Origin of the sequence: Micromonospora sp. MW-13 (assembly GCF_003434305.1) — a bacterium.
GTDB lineage: Bacteria > Actinomycetota > Actinomycetes > Mycobacteriales > Micromonosporaceae > Micromonospora.
The window spans coordinates 292,824-312,309 of the sequence record NZ_QKKX01000009.1; the positions used below are offsets into that span (position 1 = coordinate 292,824).

Consider the following 19,486-nt stretch of genomic DNA (forward strand, 5'->3'; position numbering starts at 1 on the left):
GCCGCACCCCGGGCGCGGGTCAGATCAGGTCGCGGCGGCGGAACGCGGCGAACGCGGCCACCGTCAGCCCGCCGGTCAGCGCCAGCAGGACCGCCAGCCCGAGCCCCCAGCCGAGCTGGTAGCTGCCGTCGCAGTAGCCGGACACGCCCTGGCACGTGGTGGCGTCGGCGAGCCGGGCCTCGCCGGTCAGCCAGGCGTCGAGGTAGGTGGAGAGCATCCAGTCCTCGCCCCGCGGGATGTTCACCACCTCCATGACCACCCGCAGGCCGAGTTCCCACACCACCGCGTACGCGGTCACCGCGCCGAGCGCCGCCGCCGTCCGCCGGCCGAGGGTGGCGATGGCGAAGCCGGCCGTCGCGGCGAACAGCACCAGCACCACCCCGCGCGCCCAGAGCAGCCCCAGCGACGGCCAGAAGTCCCCGTCGGTCACGCCGGGCATCCCGGCGGTCTGCCCCACCAGCCAGAACGCGCCCAGGTACGCCGCCGACGCCAGCACCGACACCACCGTCAGCGCGCCGAGCAGCGTGCCCAGCTTCGCGCCGAACACGGCGATCCGCCGGGGCCGCCAGATCAGCAGGTTGACCACCCCGCCGGTGGACAGGTCCGCCCCGATGTACGAGGCGCCGACCAGGAATCCGAACAGCACCAGGAAGAGGATCAGGAAGTACAGCAGCGGGCGGGCCTGGTTGGCGAAGTTGAACACCCCCTGGAGGTGGTCGGCGGCCACCGGCAGCCGGTCCCGCTGGGCAGAGTCGAACGCCGTGCAGTCGTCCGGGAAGCTGTCCGCCTCCTCCGGCGGCAGGGTGCCCCGCACGGCCGCCAGGCACCGCTGGTACGTGGCCTCCAGGGCCTGCCGCTCCTGGGCCGCCGCCTGCTGGGCCTCGGCGACCTCGGTCGGCGACGGCCGGTGCGAGCCGACCAGGGTGGTCACCGCGGTCACCGCGAACGCCAGCACCAGCAGCGCCAGCATGAGCTGGACGAAGCGGCGCACGGCCAGTCGCTCCAGCTCGGCCCGTACCAGGTTCACGCCCTCGCCCCCCTGGCGTCGTCGACGGTCACGTCGAGGTCGATGAGCCGGCCCTCGCCGGGACCGGCGGGCGCCGGCTCGTAGGCCGGTCCGGGCAGCTCGGGACGCTCCATCCCGTCGCCGGTCAGCTCCAGGAAGACGCTCTCCAGGTCGGGCCGCAGCGGCATCAGCTCGCGGACCCACAGCCCCTGCTCGCCGAGCAGCCGACTGATCTCGCCGGCGTCCGGCACCCCACCGACGACGAGGTGTCCGGGGTGCTCGTCCACCGGCAGCCCGGCCCGGCGCAGCAGCTCCGCCGCCCGCCCCTGCTCGGGCACCCCGACCCGCCACTCGTGCTGGTCGTGGCCGGCCAGCACGCCCTCCACCGGGCCCGCGGCCACCTGCCGCCCCCGGGAGATGATCGTCACGTGGTCGCAGATCAGCTGGATCTCGCCGAGGATGTGGCTGGACAGCAGCACGGTCACCCCGGCGTCGGCCAGGTCCCGCATCAGGTCCCGCATCTCCCGGATGCCCCCCGGGTCCAGCCCGTTCGCCGGCTCGTCCAGGATCAGCAGCTCCGGCTCCTTGAGCAGGGCCGAGGCCACCGCCAGCCGCTGCCGCATGCCCAGCGAGTAGCCCTTGACCTCGTCCTGGCCCCGACCGCGCAGCCCCACCTGCTCCAGCACCTCGTCCACCCGTCGGGTCGGCACCCCGCCGGCCAGGGCGAGCAGCCGCAGCGTGCGGTGCCCGGTGAAGTTGCCGAAGAACTGCGGCGTCTCCACGATCGCGCCGACCCGCCCGGCCACCGCCGCCGACCGGCGCGGCACGTCCTCGCCGAACAGCCGCATCCGGCCCGCGTCGGCCCGGACCAGCCCGAGCAGGGCGCGCAGCGTGGTGGTCTTGCCCGAACCGTTCGGCCCCAGGAAGCCGTGGATCTCACCCCGCCCCACCAGCAGGTCGAAGCCGTCGACGGCGACCTGGCGGCTGCGGTACGGGCCGCGGAACGTCTTGCGCAGCCCCTCGATCTCGATGACGGCGCTCACCCGAGGCGCTCCCGACAGCGGTACGGCATCTGCGTCCTCCCCCGTGCGGTGACCAACGCCACGGCGCCCCACCCTATGGCGTGGCCGCTGCCCGTGGGGGGCGGCGTGGCGGTGCGTGGTTGGATGGGCAGGTGACTGGTGACCTGATCCCCGGCGCCGTCGGCGTCGCCCCCGCCACCGCCCCTGTGGACGCGGATCTGGTGGTCAGCCTGGACGGTGTGGGCGTACGCCGGTCCGGCACCGCGCTGCTGCGCGACGTGGACTGGCGGGTCGAGCTGGACGAGCGCTGGGTCGTGCTGGGCCCCAACGGGGCCGGCAAGACGACGCTGCTGAGCCTGGCCGCCGGTCGGCTGCACCCGACCACCGGCACGGCGCACGTGCTCGGCGAGCGGATCGGCCGGACCGACGTCAACGAGCTGCGGACGCGGATCGGCCTGTCCACCGCGGCCCTCGCCGAGCGGGTGCCCGCCGAGGAGCGGGTCGCCGACGTGGTGGTCACCGCCGCCTGGTCGGTGGTCGGGCGCTGGCGGGAGAGCTACGACCGCACCGACGAGTCCCGGGCCCACGCCCTGCTCGGCCAGTTCGGCATCGGCCACCTCGCCGACCGGGCGTACGGCACCCTGTCGGAGGGGGAGCGCAAGCGGGTGCAGATCGCCCGGGCGCTGATGACCGATCCCGAGCTGCTGCTGCTGGACGAGCCCGCCGCCGGGCTCGACCTGGGCGGGCGTGAGGACCTGGTGGCCCGGCTGGCCGAGCTGGCGTACGACCCGGACGCTCCGGCCCTGGTCCTGGTCACCCACCACGTGGAGGAGATCCCGCCGGGCTTCACCCACGCCCTGTTGCTGCGCGAGGGCGGCGTGGTGGCCCAGGGGCTACTCACCGACACCCTGACCGCCGACAACCTCTCCAAGACCTTCGGCCTGCCCCTGACGGTCGACCGGGTCGGCGACCGCTGGACGGCCCGCGCCGCCTGAGCCGCGAGGAGTGTCGAGCGTGCAGCAGACCCGGGTGGTCGTGGTGGGCAGCGCCAACATGGACCTGGTCGCCACCGCGCCGGCCCTGCCGCGTCCCGGTGAGACGCTGCTCGGCAGCGACTTCGTGATGGTCCCGGGCGGCAAGGGCGCCAACCAGGCCGTCGCCGCCGTGCGGGCCGGCGCGTCCTGCGCGTTCCTCGGCGCGATCGGCTCCGACGCGTTCGGGGTCACCCTCAAGGCCCGGATCACCGCGGCCGGCGTCGACACCGGTCAGCTCCGGGTCGTGTACGGGGCGTCCGGCGTAGCCCTGGTCATGGTCAGCGCCGACGGCGAGAACGCGATCCTGGTCACCCCGGGGGCGAACACCGCGTTCACCGGTCTCACCGAGGGCGAGCTGGCCGCCGTGCGCGCGGCGGACGTGCTGGTCGCCCAACTGGAGATCCCGGTCGCGACGGTGACCGAGGCGGCGCTGGCCGCCCGCGCCGCCGGCACCCGGGTGATCCTCAACGCGGCGCCGGCCCGGCGGGTGCCGGACGAACTGCTCGCCGCCGTCGACCTGCTCGTGGTCAACGAGAACGAGGCGCTGGCGCTGACCGGGCACGGCCGGGACGACCCGGGCGCGCTGCTGGCGCTCGTGCCCCGGGCGGTGCTGACCCTCGGCGGGGACGGCGCCTGGTACGTCGAGCGGGACGCAGAGGCCGTGTACGTGCCGGCGGTGCGGGTCGACGTGGTCGACTCGACCGCCGCCGGGGACGCGTTCACCGCCGCGCTCGCGGTGGCCTGGGGCGAGGGGCGGGACCTGCTGGCCGCGGTGCGCTGGGCGGCGGCGGCCGGCGCGGCCTGCGCGCGGCGGCTGGGCGCGTCCGTGGCGCTGCCCCGGCGAACCGAGATCGACCAGCTCTACGCCCCACCGTCCTGAGCGGCGTCGTCGGTCAGCTTCTCGCCCCGGCGGCGGAGCATGCCCAGGCCGGGGATTCCGGCGCCTCGACCTCCGGTCACCGGTGCTCCCCCTGCTGCTCGACGGCGCGCTGCACGGCGCGGTAGATCTGCCCGAACCGCAGCGCGTCGGGCGTGCGCAGCAGCATCACCTCCTGGCCGTGGTGCTGCACCCACAGCTCGTGCACCCGGTTGCCCCGCTCGTAGGACCGGTCCAGCCAGCCGAGCGGCACCTCCAGGAACGGGGTCAGCGCCAGCGCCCCTACCGCGCAGCCGGCGAGGATGATCAGGGCCAGTGTCCAGTTGCCCCGGTCCTGCGCCGACCAGGCGAGCGAGACCACGCAGACCAGTGCCACCAGCGGCGGCAGCGACAGCAGCAGCACCAGCACGCCCCGGCCGACGACCCGGCCCCGCACGGCGAGCGTGGTCCGCCCGCGCGCGTGCCAGACGTACGTGACGTCGGCGATCGGGATGGAGTGGCCGCCCGCCCGGATCGACTCGGAGGTCACCTGCACCGCGTCGTCCCGGTAATAGAGGGTCATCACTAAGGCTAACCGGCCGCCGGGCTTCTCCGCCCGCTGCGGCCTCGATGTCTCCGAAGGTGGACGGTTGGTCGGCATCCCCTTTGGAGTTGAATCGTCTGCGACATCACGGGCCTGGATTCGCCGGCTCGGGGTCGTCCGCTCGGTGTGGGGCGTCCAGCTAGCTCCGATCCATCGGCGACATCAGCTCCACAGCGACGGGAATGGGGCCGGCCGCCGGGCCCCGGTGGGGCTGCGGAGGACCCGGAGACCTGCGGCCAGGTCGGCCCGGGCGGGGCCGTCGGCCAGGTCGGCCCGGGCGGGGCCGGTGCTCGCGCAGGAGGCGGTCAGCCGGGCCGGCGTCTCGTGGGGGTGCCCGACGAAGAGTTGCCCGACGGAGAGTTGCCCGGCGGGCCGGTCGGCTTCTGGGCCGGGTGGGCCGGGGCCGGCCCGGCCTCCACCGCCCGCTGTACGGCCCGGTAGATCTGCCCGAAGCGCAGCGCGTCGCGGGTGCTCAGCAGCAGCACCGGGTGGTCCCCCCACCGGACCCACAGCTCGAGCTGCCGGCTGCCCCGGGCGTACGAGCGGTCCAGGTGCTCGAAGAGAAAGTCGGCGACCGGCCCGACGGCGAGCCCGACCAGCACCGATGCCCCCACGATGGCGATCGTCACGGTCAGCGAGCGGTGCAGCCACAGCGCCAGCGCCACCCCCAGTGCGGCGGCGACGAGCGGCCCAGCGAGCGCGGCGCCGATCGCGCCCCGGCCGGCGAGCACCCGCCAGGACCGGCTGCCCCGCAGGTGCCAGACCATGCTGATCTCGGCCAGCGGGTACGACCGGCCGTCCACCCGGACCGCGGCGGAGGTGACCTGCACCGACCTGTCGTCGAAGTACGTGACCATGGCGGACTCCCGGTGGTGGGGCGGACACCAGACTACGTGGCCCAACGATCCGGGCCGTAAGGTTGGCACGCGACTTCGACGAGGAAGTGAGGGCAGCGTGAGCGAGTTCGTGCGGCTGGAGACCAGGGACGGCATCGGCACCATCCGGCTGGACCGGCCGCCGATGAACGCGCTGAACAAGCAGGTCCAGGAGGAGTTGCGCGCCGCCGCGGCCGAGGCCGCCGGCGACCCCGGGGTCCGCGCCGTCATCGTGTACGGCGGGGAGAAGGTCTTCGCCGCCGGCGCGGACATCAAGGAGATGGCCGACATGTCCTACGTGGACATGGCGGAGCGGGCCGCGGGCCTGTCCAGCGCGCTCGGCGAGTTCGCCCGGATCCCCAAGCCGGTGGTCGCCGCGATCACCGGGTACGCCCTCGGCGGTGGCTGCGAGCTGGCCCTGGCCTGCGACTGGCGGGTGGTGGCCGAGGACGCCAAGCTCGGCCAGCCGGAGATCAAGCTCGGCATCATCCCCGGCGCGGGCGGCACCCAGCGGCTCGCCCGGCTCGTCGGGCCGGCGCGGGCCAAGGACCTGATCATGTCGGGCCGGATGGTGGACGCCCAGGAGGCGCTGCGGATCGGCCTGGCCGACCGGGTGGTCCCGGCCGCCGAGGTGTACACCGCCGCCGTCGAGCTGGTGAAGCCGTACCTGACCGGGCCGGTGCAGGCGCTGCGCGCGGCGAAGCTCGCGGTCGACGGCGGCCTGGACATGGACCTCACCTCCGGCCTGGCCTGGGAGAGTCAGCTCTTCGCGGCGCTGTTCGCCACCGACGACCGTAGCGAGGGGATGGCCGCGTTCGTGGCGAAGCGCAAGCCGGACTTCACCGGCCGCTGACCCGAGGGCGGTTCACATTCCGTCTACCGGCCAGTAGCGTGTGACTCCGGCCATGGACGAGGGAGCGGCGATGACGGAGCGGGTCGAAGGTCACGGCGGGGAGTTGGCGCTCGCGGCGCTGCGCGCGCACGGCGTACGGGAGATGTTCACCCTCTCCGGCGGGCACGTCTTCCCGCTCTACGACGCGGCCCACAAGTCCGGATTCCCGCTCTACGACGTCCGGCACGAGCAGTCGGCGGTCTTCGCGGCGGAGGCGGTGGCCAAGCTCAACCGCCGCCCCGGCCTCGCCGTGCTCACCGCCGGCCCCGGCGTCACCAACGGCGTCTCGGGGTTGACCAGCGCGTTCTTCAACGCCTCGCCGGTGCTGGTGCTCGGGGGCCGGGCCCCGCAGTTCCGCTGGGGCTCCGGCAGCCTCCAGGAGATGGACCACCTGCCCCTGGTCGCCCCGGTCACCAAGCACGCCGCGACGGTGTTCAGCGCCGACGACATCCCGGGTGCGGTCAGCGCGGCGCTGACCACCGCGCTCACCCCGCACCGGGGCCCGGTCTTCCTGGACTTCCCCCTCGAAGCGGTGTTCTCCGTCGGCGACGCCGAGCTGCCCGAGGTCGCCCCGCCCGCGCCGGTCGAGGCCGACCCGGCGGAGGTGGCGCGGGCCGCCGGGCTGATCGCCGCCGCCCGCCGTCCGGTGATCATCGCCGGCTCCGACGTGTACGCCGGGGACGCCGTCGACGCCCTGCGGGCCGCCGCCGAGGCGTTGCAGGTGCCCGTCTTCACCAACGGCATGGGCCGGGGCGCCCTGCCGCCGAGCCACCCGCTCGCCTTCGCCAAGGCCCGCCGGGTCGCCCTGCGCAACGCCGACGTGGTGGTCGTGGTCGGCACCCCGCTGGACTTCCGGCTGGCCTTCGGCGACTTCGGCGACGCGCAGGTGGTGCACGTGGTGGACGCGCCCAGCCAGCGCGCCACCCACGTCCAGCCGGCCGCCTCGCCCGCCGGCGACCTGCGGCTGGTCCTCACCGCGTTCGCCGACCACTCCGGCGACCGGGCCGACCACGCCGACTGGGTCGCCGAGCTGCGGGTCGCCGAGGACGCCGCGAAGGCCCGCGACGCCGAGGAGATGGCCGCCGAGACCGACCCGATCCGCCCGGCCCGGGTCTACGGCGAGCTGCGCCGGGTCCTCGCCCCGGACGCCATCACCATCGGCGACGGCGGCGACTTCGTCTCGTACGCGGGGAAGTACCTGGAGCCGGCCCAGCCAGGCACCTGGCTCGACCCCGGTCCGTACGGCTGCCTCGGCACCGGCATGGGCTACGCCATGGGGGCCCGGGTCAGCCACCCGGACCGGCAGGTCTGCGTGCTGATGGGCGACGGCGCGGCCGGGTTCTCGCTGATGGACGTGGAGTCGCTGGTCCGCCAGCAGCTTCCGGTGGTGATCGTGGTCGGCAACAACGGCATCTGGGGCCTGGAGAAGCACCCGATGCGCGCCATGTACGGCTACGACGTCGCCGCCGACCTCCAGCCCGGGCTGCGCTACGACAGGGTGGTCGAGGCCCTCGGCGGCGCGGGGGAGACGGTCGAGAAGGCCGGCGACCTCGCCCCCGCCCTGGAGCGGGCCTTCGCCTCCGGCGTGCCGTACCTGGTCAACGTGCTCACCGACCCGGCCGACGCCTACCCCCGCTCCTCGAACCTGGCCTGACCGGCGCTGTTCAGCCCCGGCAGATCTGCCGGGGGGATAATTCAGCGGAATCTCAGCGCCCGTCGTCGTAACGTCAGCCGCGGCTCGGCCGTTTGTCAGTGCCGTCGGCCATGGTGGCGTGACCAGCGAAAGACGACGGGAGCTTTTCCATGACGTACGCGATCCGGGCGGAGGGTCTGGTGCGGCGCTTCGGCGCCACCACGGCCCTTGCCGGAGTCGACCTCGCGGTCCCCACCGGGACCGTGTTCGGGCTGCTGGGGCCGAACGGCGCCGGGAAGACCACCACCGTGCGGGTGCTGGCCACCCTGCTCGCCGCCGACGAGGGCCACGCCTCCGTCGGCGGGTACGACGTCCGCCGTGACGCCCACCGGGTCCGTCAGCTCATCGGCCTCACCGGCCAGTACGCCTCGGTCGACGAGGCCCTCACCGGCACCGAGAACCTGCTGCTGATCGGGCGGCTGCTCGGGCAGAGCCGGGCCGACGCCCGGGCCCGGGCCCGCGAGCTGCTGGCCCGGTTCCAGCTCACCGACGCCGCCGACCGGGCAGCGAAGACCTACTCCGGCGGGATGCGCCGCCGCCTGGACCTGGCCGCCAGCCTGGTCGGCCGGCCGCAGGTGCTCTTCCTCGACGAGCCGACCACGGGGCTGGACCCGCGCAGCCGCAACGAGCTGTGGGACACGGTCCGCGACCTGGTCACCGACGGGGTGACCGTGCTGCTGACCACGCAGTACCTGGAGGAGGCCGACCAGTTGGCCAGCGAGATCGCCGTGGTCGACCACGGCCGGGTGATCGCCCAGGGCACCCCGGAGGAGCTGAAGGCCAAGACCGGCGGCCAGGTGCTCACGGTCCGCCCGGCGGACCCGGCCGACCTGGCGACCGTGGTGGCCATCGCCGGCGAGGTCGCCGCCGCCACCCCCGAGGTCGCCCACACCACCGTCACCGTCCCCGTGAACGACACCGGGGTGCTGCCCGCCGTGGTCCGCCGCCTCGACGCCGCCGAGGTCGCAGTGGCCGAGCTGGCCCTGCGCGGCTCCAGCCTCGACGAGGTCTTCCTCTCCCTCACCGGCCACCGCGCCGAGTCCGACGCCCCCACCGGGGCCGACCTGGAAAGGACGCCGGCATGAGCGCCGCCACCGTCACCGCCGACACCCCGCTGGCCCCGGCCCGCCGGCTCGGCGTCGCCGCCGGGCTGCGGCACACCCTCACCCTGGCCTGGCGCAGCCTGGTGCAGATCAAGCACAACCCGATGGAGCTGCTCGACCTGAGCATCCAGCCGGTGATGTTCGTGCTGCTGTTCACGTACGTCTTCGGCACCGCGATCTCCGGCTCGCCGGGGGAGTACCTGACGTTCGCGCTGCCCGGCATCATCGTGCAGAACGCCCTGTTCGCCACCATGACCACCGGGTTCGGGCTGAACACCGACCTCACCAAGGGCGTGTTCGACCGGCTGCGCGCCCTGCCGATCGCCCGCTGGTCCCCGCTGGCCGGGCGGATCCTCGCCGACACGGTCAAGCAGGCCTGGTCGGTCTCCCTGCTGATCGGGGTCGGCGCGGTCCTCGGCTTCCGGCTGGGCAACGGGCTGCTCGGGCTGCTCGGGGCGTTCGTCCTGCTGCTCGGCTTCTCGCTGGCCGCCGCGTGGATCTCCGTCCTGGTCGGGGTGCTGGTCAGCGAGCCGGACAAGGTGCAGATCTTCGGCTTCATGGTGATCTTCCCGCTCACCTTCACCAGCAACGTCTTCGTCCCGACGGACCGGATGCCGGGCTGGCTCCAGCACTGGGTCGAGGTCAACCCGGTGACCATCCTGGCCGACGCCCTGCGCGGCATGCTGGTCGGCGGCCCGGTGGCCGGCCCGGCCGCCCTGTCGATGCTCTGGGCCGTCGCCCTCGCCGCCGTCTTCGCGCCGCTGGCGGTCCGGGCGCTCAGGCGCCGAGTGTAGGCCGGGGCACCCGCCCCGGCGGAGGCCGCCGCGTCAGGCCCCCGGCCGGTCGTCCTCCCGGGGCGGGTCGCCCTCCTTGCGGCGCAGGTCGTCCTCGCGCCGGCGCAGGTCCTCCTCCCAGCGGCGGAACAGCTCCCGGTCCTGCTCGCGGGAGCGCTCGGCGAGGGAGCTGAGGAACTCCGGGTCGTCGTCCGGGGCGACGGGCCGGCGGCGCTCGGCGGGAGGGCGGCCGAGCGGCCCGGCCGCCCGGGGGCGCCCAGCGGCGGGCTCCCGGCCCGCGACGAACCAGGCGATCGAGCCGACCAGCGGGAAGATCAGGATGACCAGCACCCAGGCGATCCGGGGCAGGCCGCGGACCTGGCCCTCCTCGGCGGAGAGACAGCTGATCAGCGCGCAGACCGCGAGGACGATCTGGACCAGGAAGAGTAGGACGTACAGCCGGGCCATCCACCCATCATGGCGCACCCGCGCCCGATCACCACAGCCCGCGTACCGCCAGCAGCACCCCCAGCGTGGCCTGCCCGACGGCGGCGAGGGCGACCACGGGCATGGTCCGCGACGTGCCGCGCACCGGTCCCGAGCCGACGGCCCGCCTCCAGCAGAGGGCCAGCGTCGCCGCCCAGCCGGCGATCGCCACGCCGGCCAGCACCGCCCCGGCCGCGTCCCCGGTGAGGGCCAACCGGACGGTCAGCACGGTGACCACGGTGAGCGCGAGCAGGGTGCGCCGCCAGGCCAGCCGGGTCCGTTCGGGTTGCAGCCCCGGGTCCCCGGTCACCGGCCGCCGACCGCCCGGGCGAGCACGGCCACCACCAGCAGCAGCGCGCCCAGCCCCACGGCGAGGGCGAGGACGGCGGGGAAGCGGGACGCCGGCAGTTCCTCGCCGAGCCGGATGGCCCGCTCGGTGCGGGCCCAGTGGTCCACGGCCCGCACCGCCACCGTCCCGCCGAGCAGCAACAGCGCGACGGCGATCGCCTCGCGCAGGTGCGCCAGCGGCAGCGGCGGCAGGAACTGGGCGGCGGCCAGCCCGCCGGCGACCAGCGCCAGCCCGGTGCGCAGCCAGGCCAGGAACGTCCGCTCGTTGGCCAGGGAGAACCGGTAGTCGGGCGTGCTGCCCACCGACCTCAACTCCCGCGGGTCGAACCACCGCCGCACCGTCTCCCACACGAAGCCGATTATCCGCTTTGCCCCGGGCTTAGCCTGGACCGGTGACGGATCTTGACGTGATGACGCTGCGCGAGGCGTACGACAACCAGCTGAGGGCCTCGGTGCCGGACCCGCTGCCGGCCGGGGTGACCGTGGAGCGGGACGGGCCGCTGGTCCGCATCCTCGGCCTGGACCACGGGGGTTTCCTCAGCTACCGGGACCTGGGCGGCCTGACCGGGGCGGCGCTGGACGAGCTGATCGCCCGGCAGGTGGAGGTCTTCCGGACCCGGGGCGAGCCGGTGGAGTGGAAGCTGCACGGCCACGACGAGCCGGCCGACCTGCCCGACCGGCTGCGGGCCGCCGGGTTCGTCCCGGAGGAGCGGGAAGCCGTCGTGATCGGCCCGGTCGCGCCGCTGGCCGCCGCCCTCCCGGTGGTCCCCGAGGGGATACGCCTGCGCGAGGTGACCGCCCGCGCCGACCTGGACCGGATCGTGGTCATGGAGGAGGAGGTCTGGGGCGGCAGCCGGGGCCACCTCGCCGACGGGCTGGAGCGGGAGATCGCCACCGACCCGCAGTCGATCACGGTGGTGGTCGCCGAGGCGGGGGAGACCGTGGTCAGCGCCGGCTGGGTGCGCTACGTCCCCGGCACCGGCTTCGCCACGCTCTGGGGCGGCTCGACGCTTCAGGGTTGGCGCCGCCGGGGCGTCTACCGGGCGCTGGTCAGTCACCGGGCGCGGCTGGCCGCCCAGCGGGGCCGCACCCTGCTCCAGGTGGACGCCTCCGACGACAGCCGGCCGATCCTGGAGCGGCTCGGCCTCGTCCCGGTCACCACCACCACGCCCTACATCTACACTCCGTGACCATGGAGCAGCGACTGACGGACGACGAGCGACTCACCCTGAAGACCGGCGCGTTCGGCGCGGTCTTCCTGGTCTCGAACGCCGATCCGGGCATGCTCGCGTTGCTGCGGGAGAGCTTCGCCGCGTCCGGGGCGATGGCGCAGGCGAGCGGCCCGGTGAAGGAGGCGCTCACCACCGGCCCGCTGCCGACGTTGCCCCGGGACTCGGCCCTGGAGGTCGAGTCGGTGGTGCTGCCGGCGCTCGGTCGGGCGGTGCAGATCCTGCGGGAGAAGTCCCCGGGGGACGTGGCCGGCTACCAGGCGCTGGTGCTCGCCGCCGCCGACCGGGTGGCCCGGGCGCACCGGGGCGTGGTGCCGGCCGAGACGGCGGCGATCGACAAGATCAGGGCAGCACTGGCCGAGCCGGCCTGACCTGCGCCGTGCCCGGCCCCGCCGGGCCGCGGGCCGGTGCGCCGACCCGGATCCGTGGCGTGCGGTGAGCTGTGTCACTCCGAGGTTCCCGAGAGTCGATGCTACTTGTGGGTAACATTGCTCGTGGGCAATTGCACAGCAGCCTGCGGTTGACCGGGCGTCAACGGACGCGCGAGGCTGCGCCCGAGACCGGGTGAGCATGGCAACACCAACAGGAGGGGTCGTCGAAGCGCGATGAACATCGTCGTACTCGTCAAGCAGGTGCCCGATTCGGGCGCGGACCGCAACCTGCGTTCTGACGACAACACCGTCGACCGCGGTTCGGCGAACAACGTCATCAACGAGATGGACGAGTACGCCATCGAGGAGGCGTTGAAGATCAAGGAGGCGCACGGCGGTGAGGTCACCATCCTGACCATGGGTCCGGACCGGGCGACCGAGTCGATCCGCAAGGCGCTGTCCATGGGGCCGGACAAGGCGGTGCACGTCGTCGACGACGCCCTGCACGGTTCCTGTGCCGTGGCCACCTCGAAGGTGCTCGCCGCGGCGCTCGGTCGGCTGGGCGCCGACCTGGTGATCTGTGGGGCCGAGTCGACCGACGGCCGGGTGCAGGTGATGCCGCACATGATCGCGGAGCGCCTCGGCGTCGCCGCGCTGACCGGCGCGCGCAAGCTCACCGTCGACGGCTCGACCCTGACCGTCGAGCGGCAGACCGAGGAGGGCTACGAGGTGGTCGCCGCCTCGACCCCGGCCGTGGTCTCCGTGTGGGACACCATCAACGAGCCGCGCTACCCGTCGTTCAAGGGCATCATGGCCGCCAAGAAGAAGCCGGTGCAGACGCTCGCCCTGGCCGATCTCGGTGTGGCCCCCGCCGAGGTGGGCTTCGACGGTGCCACCAGCGTCGTGCTGGAGCACAGCAAGCGTCCGCCGCGCTCGGGCGGCGCGAAGGTCACCGACGAGGGCGACGGCGGCGTCAAGCTGGTCGAGTTCCTCGCCACCGAGAAGTTCGTGTGAGGGGTCTGGACATGTCTGAGGTTCTCGTCGTCGTCGAAGCCACCCGGGAGTTCGGCGTCAAGAAGGTCACCCTGGAGATGCTCACCCTCGCCCGCGAGCTGGGCACGCCGAGCGCGGTCGTGCTCGGCGGGCCCGGTGCCGCCGAGGCGCTGAGCGCGAAGCTGGGCGAGTACGGCGCGGAGAAGATCTACGCCGCCGAGAGCGAGGAGATCGACGGCTACCTGGTGGCCCCCAAGGCCAGCGTGCTGGCCGAGCTGGTCAAGCGGGTGCAGCCCGCCGCCGTGCTGCTCGCCTCCGCCCAGGAGGGTAAGGAGATCGCCGCCCGGCTGGCGGTCAGGCTGGACAACGGCATCCTGACCGACGTGGTCGGCCTGGCCGCCGACGGTACCGCCACCCAGGTCGCGTTCGCCGGCTCGGCCATCGTGAAGTCGAAGGTCACCAAGGGCCTGCCGCTGGTCACCGTCCGGCCGAACTCGGTCACCCCGGTGCCGGCCGCCGCCACCCCGGCCGTCGAGCAGCTCAGCGTGTCGGTCACCGACACCGACAAACTGGCCAGGGTCGTCGACCGGGTCGCCGAGCAGAAGGGCTCGCGTCCGGAGCTGACCGAGGCCGGCGTGGTCGTCTCCGGTGGTCGCGGCGTCGGCAACGCCGACAACTTCAAGCTGGTCGAGGAGCTGGCCGACCTGCTCGGTGGTGCCGTCGGCGCGTCCCGCGCGGCCGTCGACTCGGGCTTCTACCCGCACCAGTTCCAGGTGGGCCAGACCGGTAAGACGGTCTCCCCGCAGCTCTACGTCGCGCTGGGCATCTCCGGGGCGATCCAGCACCGGGCCGGCATGCAGACCTCGAAGACGATCGTCGCCGTGAACAAGGACGGCGAGGCCCCGATCTTCGAGCTGGCCGACTTCGGCGTCGTCGGCGACCTGTTCAAGGTCGTCCCGCAGGCCGCCGAGGAGATCCGCAAGCGCAAGTGAACGACGCCCCGGGGGACCCGGGTGCGGACAGGGGCCACCCGGATCGGGTGGCCCCTTTCGCGTGCCGCCGCAAGGGAGCTGATCGGCGGGCCGGGGAGCTGAGCCGGCCCGCCGATCAGCCCGTCAGGGTGCCCCTCAGCAGGCTGTCGCCGCAGTGGGCGCTCCGGATCGATGTGCCCGACCTCGTAGTACCCGGGAATCTCCGGGAGATTCGCCACATGTAGGTGCAGTTGCCCGTCGGTGCAGGCCCGCCCGCCCCGGTCTCTGACCGTGCCTGGGCGGGGGTGCCCTCCGGGGTCGGGCCGCCGATGCCCCGGTCAGTAGGCTGACCGGTGATGGCATACCTGGATCACGCCGCGACGACGCCAATGCTCGACGAGGCACTGGCGGCGTACCTGGCCGCAGCCCGCGAGGTCGGCAACGCGTCGGCACTGCACGCGGCCGGCCGGCGTGCCCGGCGTCGGGTGGAGGAGTCCCGCGAGCGGGTGGCTGCCGCGCTGGGTGCCCGCCCGTCCGAGGTGATCTTCACCGGCGGCGGCACGGAGAGCGACAACCTGGCGGTCAAGGGCATCTTCTGGGCCCGTCGGTCGGCGTCCCCGGGCCGGCGGCGGGTGGTCTCCAGCGCCGTCGAGCACCACGCCGTGCTCGACGCGGTCGACTGGCTGGTCGACCACGAGGGAGCCGAGGTGGGCTGGCTGCCGGTGGACGCCGCCGGTCGGCTCGCCCCGGAGGCGCTGCGCGCCGAGTTGGCCGCGCACGGCGACGGGGTCGCCGTGGTCACCGCGATGTGGGCCAACAACGAGGTGGGCACCCTCCAGCCGGTCGCCGCGCTGGCCGCCGTCGCCGCCGAGTACGGCGTGCCGTTCCACACCGACGCGATCCAGGCCGTCGGCCAGGTGCCGGTGGACTTCGCGGCCAGCGGCGTCTCCGCGCTCACCGTCACCGGGCACAAGCTGGGCGGCCCCGCGGGCGTCGGCGCGCTGCTGCTCGCCCGGGACGTCGCGGCCACCCCGCTGCTGCACGGCGGCGGGCAGGAGCGCGACGTCCGCTCCGGCACGCTGGACACCGCCGGCATCGTGGCCTTCGCGGTCGCGGTGGAGGCGGCCGTGAAGGGCCAGCAGGAGTACGCGGCCCGGGTGGCCGCCCTCCGCGACGACCTGGTGGAGCGGGTCCGGTACGCCGTCCCCGAGGTGGTCTTCAACGGCGACCCGGCCGACCGGCTCCCGGGCAACGCGCACTTCTCCTTCCCCGGCTGCGAGGGCGACGCCCTGCTCCTGCTGCTCGACGCCCAGGGCATCGCCTGCTCCACGGGCTCGGCCTGCTCGGCCGGCGTGGCCCAGCCCTCGCACGTGCTGATCGCGATGGGCGCCGACGACGACCGCGCCCGTTCCTCACTCCGCTTCACCCTCGGCCACACCAGCACCCAGGCCGACATCGACGCCCTGGTGACGGCCCTCCCGGCCGCAGTCGACCGCGCCCGCCGCGCCGCCGCCCTCCGCACCCCCCGTTAACCTCCACCCCGTCGATCATGGACGCGTGGTGCCCGGTTCGACATCATGCGCGTCATCCGTCCCCCCGCACGGCTCCATGATCGACGGGGCGGAGGGCGGGGGCCGGTAGGCTCGGGGGGAAAGGAGCGTGACGGGGTGAGGGTTCTTGCGGCCATGTCCGGTGGGGTGGACTCCGCCGTGGCGGCGGCGCGGGCCGTGGCGGCCGGGCACGACGTGACGGGCGTGCACCTAGCGCTGGCCCGCAATCCGCAGACGTACCGGACCGGGGCGCGCGGGTGCTGCACGCTGGAGGACTCCCGGGACGCCCGGCGGGCCGCCGACGTGATCGGCATCCCGTTCTACGTGTGGGACATGGCCGACCGGTTCCACGCCGACGTGGTCGACGACTTCGTCGCCGAGTACGCGGCCGGCCGTACCCCGAACCCCTGCCTGCGCTGCAACGAGAAGATCAAGTTCGCCGCGGTGCTGGACCGGGCCGTGGCCCTGGGCTTCGACGCGGTGGTCACCGGCCACCACGCCCGGCTCGGCCCGGACGGCCTGCTCCGCCGCAGCGTCGACCTCGCCAAGGACCAGTCGTACGTGCTGGCGGTGCTGACCCGCGCCCAGCTCGACCGGTCGATCTTCCCGCTCGGCGACTCGACCAAGGCGCAGGTCCGCGAGGAGGCGGCCCGTCGTGGGCTCGCCGTGGCCGACAAGCCGGACTCGCACGACATCTGCTTCATCGCCGACGGCGACACCCGGGGCTTCCTGGCCGGCCGGCTCGGCGAGGCCCCGGGCGACGTGGTCGACGCGCTCACCGGCGCGGTGGTCGGCAGCCACACCGGCGCGTACGCGTACACGGTGGGGCAGCGGCGCGGCCTGCACCTGGACCGGCCCGCCCCGGACGGCCGGCCGCGCTACGTGCTCTCGATCACGCCGAAGACCAACACCGTCACCGTGGGGCCGGCCGAGGCGCTGGAGGTCTCCTCGGTGCGCGCCGAGCGTCCGGTGTGGACCGCAGGCGCCCGGCCGGCCGGGCCGTTCGGGTGCGAGGTGCAGCTACGCGCCCACGGCGACGTGGTGCCGGCCACCGTCGAGCTGACCGGGGACACGCTGCGCGCCGAGCTGCGCCGCCCGGTGCGCGGCGTCGCCGCCGGCCAGGCCGTGGTGGCGTACCGACCGGACCCGGCCGGCGACGTGGTGCTCGGCTCCGCCACCATCACCGGCTGATCCGTATACCCTTCGCCCGTGACAGATCTCGCATGGTCCTGGCCGGCCGGCGCGGCGACCGGCATCGGTTCGCTGCCCGGCACCGACGTGGCCGAGGCGCAGCGGGTCGTCCTCGGCGAGCTGCCCGCCCTGCCCCACCTGCCCGAGCTGCCCGCACGCGGGCCGGGGGCGGACCTGATCGGGCGCACCGGGGGCCTGCTGGCCGAGCTGCCCGTCGAGCTGTACGCGGCCCGCTGGCGGGTCGCCTCCCGGCCGGGCCGGGACCTGCGCCGGGCGCGGGACCTGATGGAACGCGATCTCGACCAACTCGCCGAGCAGGCCGAGGAGTACGCAGGGACGGTCAAGGTGCAGGCGGCCGGCCCGTACACCCTGGCCGCCTCGCTCGACCTGCCGATCGGCGGCCGGATGCTGCGCGACCCGGGCGCGGTGCGGGACCTCACCGGCTCCCTCGCCGAGGGGCTGCGCGGGCACGTCGCCGCTGTCGCCCGCCGGCTGCCCCGGGCCACGGTGCTGCTCCAGCTCGACGAGCCGTCCCTGCCGGCCGTGCTGGCCGGGCGGGTGCCCACGGAGAGCGGCTTCGGCACGTACCGTCCGGTGCCGCAGTCCGACGCGGCGGACCTGCTGCGCACCGTGGTCGAGGCGGTCGGGGTCCCGGTCGTGGTGCACTGCTGCGCGCCGGACCTCCCGCTGGAGCTGGTCCGCTCGGCCGGCGCCGCCGCGGTCGCGCTGGACCTGAGCCTGGTGAAGGACCTGGACCCGCTCGGCGAGGCGATCGACGCCGGGCTCGGGCTGCTGGCCGGTGCCGCCCCGGCCACCCCGCCGCCGGACGGTCGCGCGCCGACCTCCGCCCAGGTCGCCGACCGGGTACGTCAGCTCTGGGACCGCCTCGGCTTTCCCCGCCGCCGGCTCACCGAGCAGGTGGTGGTCACCCCCGCCTGCGGCCTCGCCGGAGCCACCCCGCAGTACGTCCGGGCGGTGCTCGCCGCATGCCGGGACGCGGGGCGGCGACTCGCCGAGGACTGAGGTTTCCTGTCGTACCCGGCGGGCAGAATGACGCCCATGGTTGGACAACTGCGTTCTACGGTGATCGACTGCCCCGACCCCCGGGCCCTCGCGGCGTTCTACGCCGAGCTGCTGGGCCTGCCGGTGGCGGAGGAGGACTCCGAAGGCGACGAGTGGGTGGTGCTCGGCGGCCCGGCGGGCCGCCATCCCCGGCTCGCCTTCCAGCGGGCACCCGAGCTGCCCCCGCCGACCTGGCCCGACCCGGAGCGGCCCCAGCAGTTCCACCTCGACGTCACCGTCTCCGACATCGAGGCCGCCGAGAAGGCGGCGCTGGCCCTGGGCGCGCGGCGGCTGCCCGGCGAGGGCGAGGACTTCCGGGTCTACGCCGACCCAGCCGGTCACCCGTTCTGCCTCGTCTGGGAGTGACCCGCGCTCCCGTAGCGGGGCTTGCTGCCGCCGGGCATGATCATGGGGGTGATCGACTCCTCGCTCCGGCGGGCCTCCGGCTCGCTCTTCGGCCTCGCCTACGGTGACGCGCTGGGCCGGCCGACCGAGTTCCTGACCGTCGCCGAGATCCACCGCCGGTACGGCCCGTCCGGCCCGCGCGAGCTGGAGGGCGACCCGGCGCTGGTCACCGACGACACCCAGATGGCGCTCGCGGTGGGCTGGGCGCTGCACGACGCGCCGGCGTTCACCCCGGAGGCGGTCGAGCCGCTGCTGCGGGAGCGCTTCCTGGCCTGGTCGGTCAGCCCGGACAACAACCGCGCCCCGGGGATGACCTGCCTGCGGGCCTGCGCCGAGCTGTCCCGGGGGGTGCGCTGGCAGGAGGCGACCGTGGCCGGCTCGAAGGGCTGCGGCGCCAACATGCGGGTCACCCCGATCGGGCTGCTCCCCGTCGACCTGGACACCCTGGCCGGCCTCGCCCAGCTCCAGGCCGGGCTGACCCACGGCCACCCCACCGGGCTGGCCGCCAGCGAGCTGACCGCGTACGCGGTTCGGCTGCTGCGCGACGGTGCCGTCTTGGCCGAGCTGCCGGCGCTGCTCGCCGAGCGGGCCCGCGGGCAGCGCCGGGTCTACCGGGCGGACTGGCTCGGCGACCTGTGGCAGCGCCCGGGCGTGGACTCCCCGGAGGACTTCATCGCCCGTGGTTGGGACGAGTGCCTGGCCGTCCTGGGCCGGCTGAACACGACGCTCACCCGCCCCGACGACGGCGGCGACCCGTGCCGGCGGACCGGTGAGGGCTGGGTGGCCGAGGAGGCGCTGGCGACCGCGCTGCTCTGCGCGCTGTGGCACGCCGACGACCCGGTCGGCGCGCTGGCCCGGGGCGCCACCACCGCCGGCGACTCCGATTCGATCGCCGCCCTGGCCGGCGCCTTCGTCGGCGCCGCCCACGGCCTGTCCGCCTGGCCGAGAGCCTGGTCCACCCGCATCGAGTACGCCGACCAACTAACCACCCTAGCCACCCCCCACGACTAACCCCCCACCCC

22 protein-coding genes are annotated in these 19,486 nt (G+C 74.6%); 15 read left to right on the forward strand and 7 right to left on the reverse strand.

Annotated features, from left to right (window positions below; all coding sequences use genetic code 11):
- Positions 1–19: 19 nt before the first annotated feature.
- Positions 20–1,027, reverse strand: a complete 1,008-nt coding sequence (locus C5N14_RS05470) for an ABC transporter permease (protein ID WP_117666084.1) — start codon at positions 1,025–1,027, stop codon at positions 20–22.
- On the reverse strand, positions 1,024–2,049 hold the full coding sequence (locus tag C5N14_RS05475; RefSeq protein WP_117666086.1) for an ABC transporter ATP-binding protein: 1,026 nt from the start codon (positions 2,047–2,049) through the stop codon (positions 1,024–1,026). Before C5N14_RS05475 ends, C5N14_RS05470 begins: the two co-directional genes overlap by 4 nt.
- A 131-nt stretch (positions 2,050–2,180) precedes the next feature.
- Here C5N14_RS05475 and C5N14_RS05480 point away from each other — a divergent pair, with 131 nt between their 5' ends.
- Positions 2,181–3,023, forward strand: a complete 843-nt coding sequence (locus C5N14_RS05480; protein WP_117666088.1) for an ABC transporter ATP-binding protein — start codon at positions 2,181–2,183, stop codon at positions 3,021–3,023.
- A gap of 19 nt (positions 3,024–3,042) precedes the next feature.
- A complete protein-coding gene (locus C5N14_RS05485) occupies positions 3,043–3,942 on the forward strand; it encodes a ribokinase (protein ID WP_117666090.1) in 900 nt (299 codons plus the stop codon).
- A 76-nt stretch (positions 3,943–4,018) separates the two neighbouring features.
- On the opposite strand, the gene C5N14_RS05490 is transcribed toward C5N14_RS05485, so the two are convergent.
- Positions 4,019–4,501 carry a DUF6232 family protein gene (locus tag C5N14_RS05490; RefSeq protein WP_117666093.1) on the reverse strand — a complete coding sequence of 161 codons (483 nt, stop codon included), beginning with the start codon at positions 4,499–4,501 and terminating at the stop codon, positions 4,019–4,021.
- Positions 4,502–4,827: 326 nt separating this feature from the next.
- Positions 4,828–5,379, reverse strand: a complete 552-nt coding sequence (locus C5N14_RS05495; protein ID WP_117666095.1) for a DUF6232 family protein — start codon at positions 5,377–5,379, stop codon at positions 4,828–4,830.
- A 97-nt stretch (positions 5,380–5,476) separates the two neighbouring features.
- On the opposite strand from C5N14_RS05495, the gene C5N14_RS05500 reads away from it, so the two are divergent.
- The 4 genes from C5N14_RS05500 to C5N14_RS05515 all read left to right on the forward strand — a co-directional run bounded on the left by C5N14_RS05500 (position 5,477) and on the right by C5N14_RS05515 (position 9,879).
- The gene (locus tag C5N14_RS05500) at positions 5,477–6,250 is read left to right on the forward strand and encodes an enoyl-CoA hydratase-related protein (protein WP_117666097.1); all 774 of its coding nucleotides are present in this window, start codon (positions 5,477–5,479) and stop codon (positions 6,248–6,250) included.
- Between the two features lie 70 nt (positions 6,251–6,320).
- Positions 6,321–7,943: an acetolactate synthase gene (locus C5N14_RS05505; protein WP_117666099.1), complete on the forward strand. Its 1,623-nt coding sequence runs from the start codon at positions 6,321–6,323 to the stop codon at positions 7,941–7,943.
- 149 nt (positions 7,944–8,092) lie between these two features.
- The gene (locus tag C5N14_RS05510; protein ID WP_117666101.1) at positions 8,093–9,067 is read left to right on the forward strand and encodes an ATP-binding cassette domain-containing protein; all 975 of its coding nucleotides are present in this window, start codon (positions 8,093–8,095) and stop codon (positions 9,065–9,067) included.
- Entirely contained in the window at positions 9,064–9,879 is an 816-nt protein-coding gene (locus C5N14_RS05515; protein ID WP_117666103.1) for an ABC transporter permease, read from the forward strand. The genes C5N14_RS05510 and C5N14_RS05515 overlap by 4 nt, the downstream gene beginning before the upstream one ends.
- A 33-nt stretch (positions 9,880–9,912) precedes the next feature.
- Here the strand turns inward: C5N14_RS05515 and C5N14_RS05520 are convergent, their stop codons facing one another.
- The 3 genes from C5N14_RS05520 to C5N14_RS05530 are packed head-to-tail and all read right to left on the reverse strand — an operon-like array spanning position 9,913 to position 11,043.
- Entirely contained in the window at positions 9,913–10,326 is a 414-nt protein-coding gene (locus C5N14_RS05520; protein ID WP_117666105.1) for a PLD nuclease N-terminal domain-containing protein, read from the reverse strand.
- A 28-nt stretch (positions 10,327–10,354) separates the two neighbouring features.
- Complete coding sequence (locus C5N14_RS05525; protein ID WP_117666107.1) at positions 10,355–10,654, reverse strand: DUF202 domain-containing protein; 300 nt, start codon at positions 10,652–10,654, stop codon at positions 10,355–10,357.
- Complete coding sequence (locus C5N14_RS05530; RefSeq protein ID WP_117666109.1) at positions 10,651–11,043, reverse strand: YidH family protein; 393 nt, start codon at positions 11,041–11,043, stop codon at positions 10,651–10,653. Before C5N14_RS05530 ends, C5N14_RS05525 begins: the two co-directional genes overlap by 4 nt.
- A gap of 41 nt (positions 11,044–11,084) precedes the next feature.
- Here C5N14_RS05530 and C5N14_RS05535 point away from each other — a divergent pair, with 41 nt between their 5' ends.
- The 9 genes from C5N14_RS05535 (at position 11,085) to C5N14_RS05575 (ending at position 19,475) form a co-directional block, all read left to right on the forward strand.
- Positions 11,085–11,882, forward strand: a complete 798-nt coding sequence (locus tag C5N14_RS05535) for a GNAT family N-acetyltransferase (RefSeq protein WP_117666111.1) — start codon at positions 11,085–11,087, stop codon at positions 11,880–11,882.
- A 2-nt stretch (positions 11,883–11,884) separates the two neighbouring features.
- Positions 11,885–12,292, forward strand: a complete 408-nt coding sequence (locus C5N14_RS05540) for a hypothetical protein (protein ID WP_117666923.1) — start codon at positions 11,885–11,887, stop codon at positions 12,290–12,292.
- Between the two features lie 234 nt (positions 12,293–12,526).
- Positions 12,527–13,306 carry an electron transfer flavoprotein subunit beta/FixA family protein gene (locus C5N14_RS05545; protein WP_117666113.1) on the forward strand — a complete coding sequence of 260 codons (780 nt, stop codon included), beginning with the start codon at positions 12,527–12,529 and terminating at the stop codon, positions 13,304–13,306.
- Between the two features lie 11 nt (positions 13,307–13,317).
- Positions 13,318–14,277, forward strand: coding sequence for an electron transfer flavoprotein subunit alpha/FixB family protein (locus C5N14_RS05550; RefSeq protein ID WP_117666115.1), 960 nt, complete (start codon positions 13,318–13,320; stop codon positions 14,275–14,277).
- A 335-nt stretch (positions 14,278–14,612) separates the two neighbouring features.
- Complete coding sequence (locus C5N14_RS05555) at positions 14,613–15,788, forward strand: cysteine desulfurase family protein (RefSeq protein WP_117666117.1); 1,176 nt, start codon at positions 14,613–14,615, stop codon at positions 15,786–15,788.
- 135 nt (positions 15,789–15,923) lie between these two features.
- Positions 15,924–16,997, forward strand: coding sequence for a tRNA 2-thiouridine(34) synthase MnmA (mnmA, locus tag C5N14_RS05560; RefSeq protein ID WP_207892619.1), 1,074 nt, complete (start codon positions 15,924–15,926; stop codon positions 16,995–16,997).
- An 18-nt stretch (positions 16,998–17,015) separates the two neighbouring features.
- Complete coding sequence (locus C5N14_RS05565) at positions 17,016–18,020, forward strand: methionine synthase (RefSeq protein WP_117666121.1); 1,005 nt, start codon at positions 17,016–17,018, stop codon at positions 18,018–18,020.
- Between the two features lie 36 nt (positions 18,021–18,056).
- Entirely contained in the window at positions 18,057–18,425 is a 369-nt protein-coding gene (locus tag C5N14_RS05570) for a VOC family protein (RefSeq protein ID WP_207892620.1), read from the forward strand.
- 42 nt (positions 18,426–18,467) lie between these two features.
- The gene (locus C5N14_RS05575) at positions 18,468–19,475 is read left to right on the forward strand and encodes an ADP-ribosylglycohydrolase family protein (protein WP_165878045.1); all 1,008 of its coding nucleotides are present in this window, start codon (positions 18,468–18,470) and stop codon (positions 19,473–19,475) included.
- The last annotated feature ends 11 nt before the right edge of the window (positions 19,476–19,486 follow it).

Bases quoted from the DNA above. Each gene is read 5' to 3' on its own strand.
- C5N14_RS05490 (WP_117666093.1), bottom strand. From the start codon at position 4,501: ATGACCCTCTATTACCGGGACGACGCGGTGCAGGTGACCTCCGAGTCG.
- C5N14_RS05495 (WP_117666095.1), bottom strand. From the start codon at position 5,379: ATGGTCACGTACTTCGACGACAGGTCGGTGCAGGTCACCTCCGCCGCG.
- C5N14_RS05505 (WP_117666099.1), top strand. From the start codon at position 6,321: ATGACGGAGCGGGTCGAAGGTCACGGCGGGGAGTTGGCGCTCGCGGCG.
- C5N14_RS05510 (WP_117666101.1), top strand. From the start codon at position 8,093: ATGACGTACGCGATCCGGGCGGAGGGTCTGGTGCGGCGCTTCGGCGCC.
- C5N14_RS05515 (WP_117666103.1), top strand. From the start codon at position 9,064: ATGAGCGCCGCCACCGTCACCGCCGACACCCCGCTGGCCCCGGCCCGC.
- C5N14_RS05520 (WP_117666105.1), bottom strand. From the start codon at position 10,326: ATGGCCCGGCTGTACGTCCTACTCTTCCTGGTCCAGATCGTCCTCGCG.
- C5N14_RS05540 (WP_117666923.1), top strand. From the start codon at position 11,885: ATGGAGCAGCGACTGACGGACGACGAGCGACTCACCCTGAAGACCGGC.
- C5N14_RS05545 (WP_117666113.1), top strand. From the start codon at position 12,527: ATGAACATCGTCGTACTCGTCAAGCAGGTGCCCGATTCGGGCGCGGAC.
- C5N14_RS05550 (WP_117666115.1), top strand. From the start codon at position 13,318: ATGTCTGAGGTTCTCGTCGTCGTCGAAGCCACCCGGGAGTTCGGCGTC.
- C5N14_RS05555 (WP_117666117.1), top strand. From the start codon at position 14,613: ATGGCATACCTGGATCACGCCGCGACGACGCCAATGCTCGACGAGGCA.
- C5N14_RS05570 (WP_207892620.1), top strand. From the start codon at position 18,057: ATGGTTGGACAACTGCGTTCTACGGTGATCGACTGCCCCGACCCCCGG.
- C5N14_RS05575 (WP_165878045.1), top strand. From the start codon at position 18,468: ATGGGGGTGATCGACTCCTCGCTCCGGCGGGCCTCCGGCTCGCTCTTC.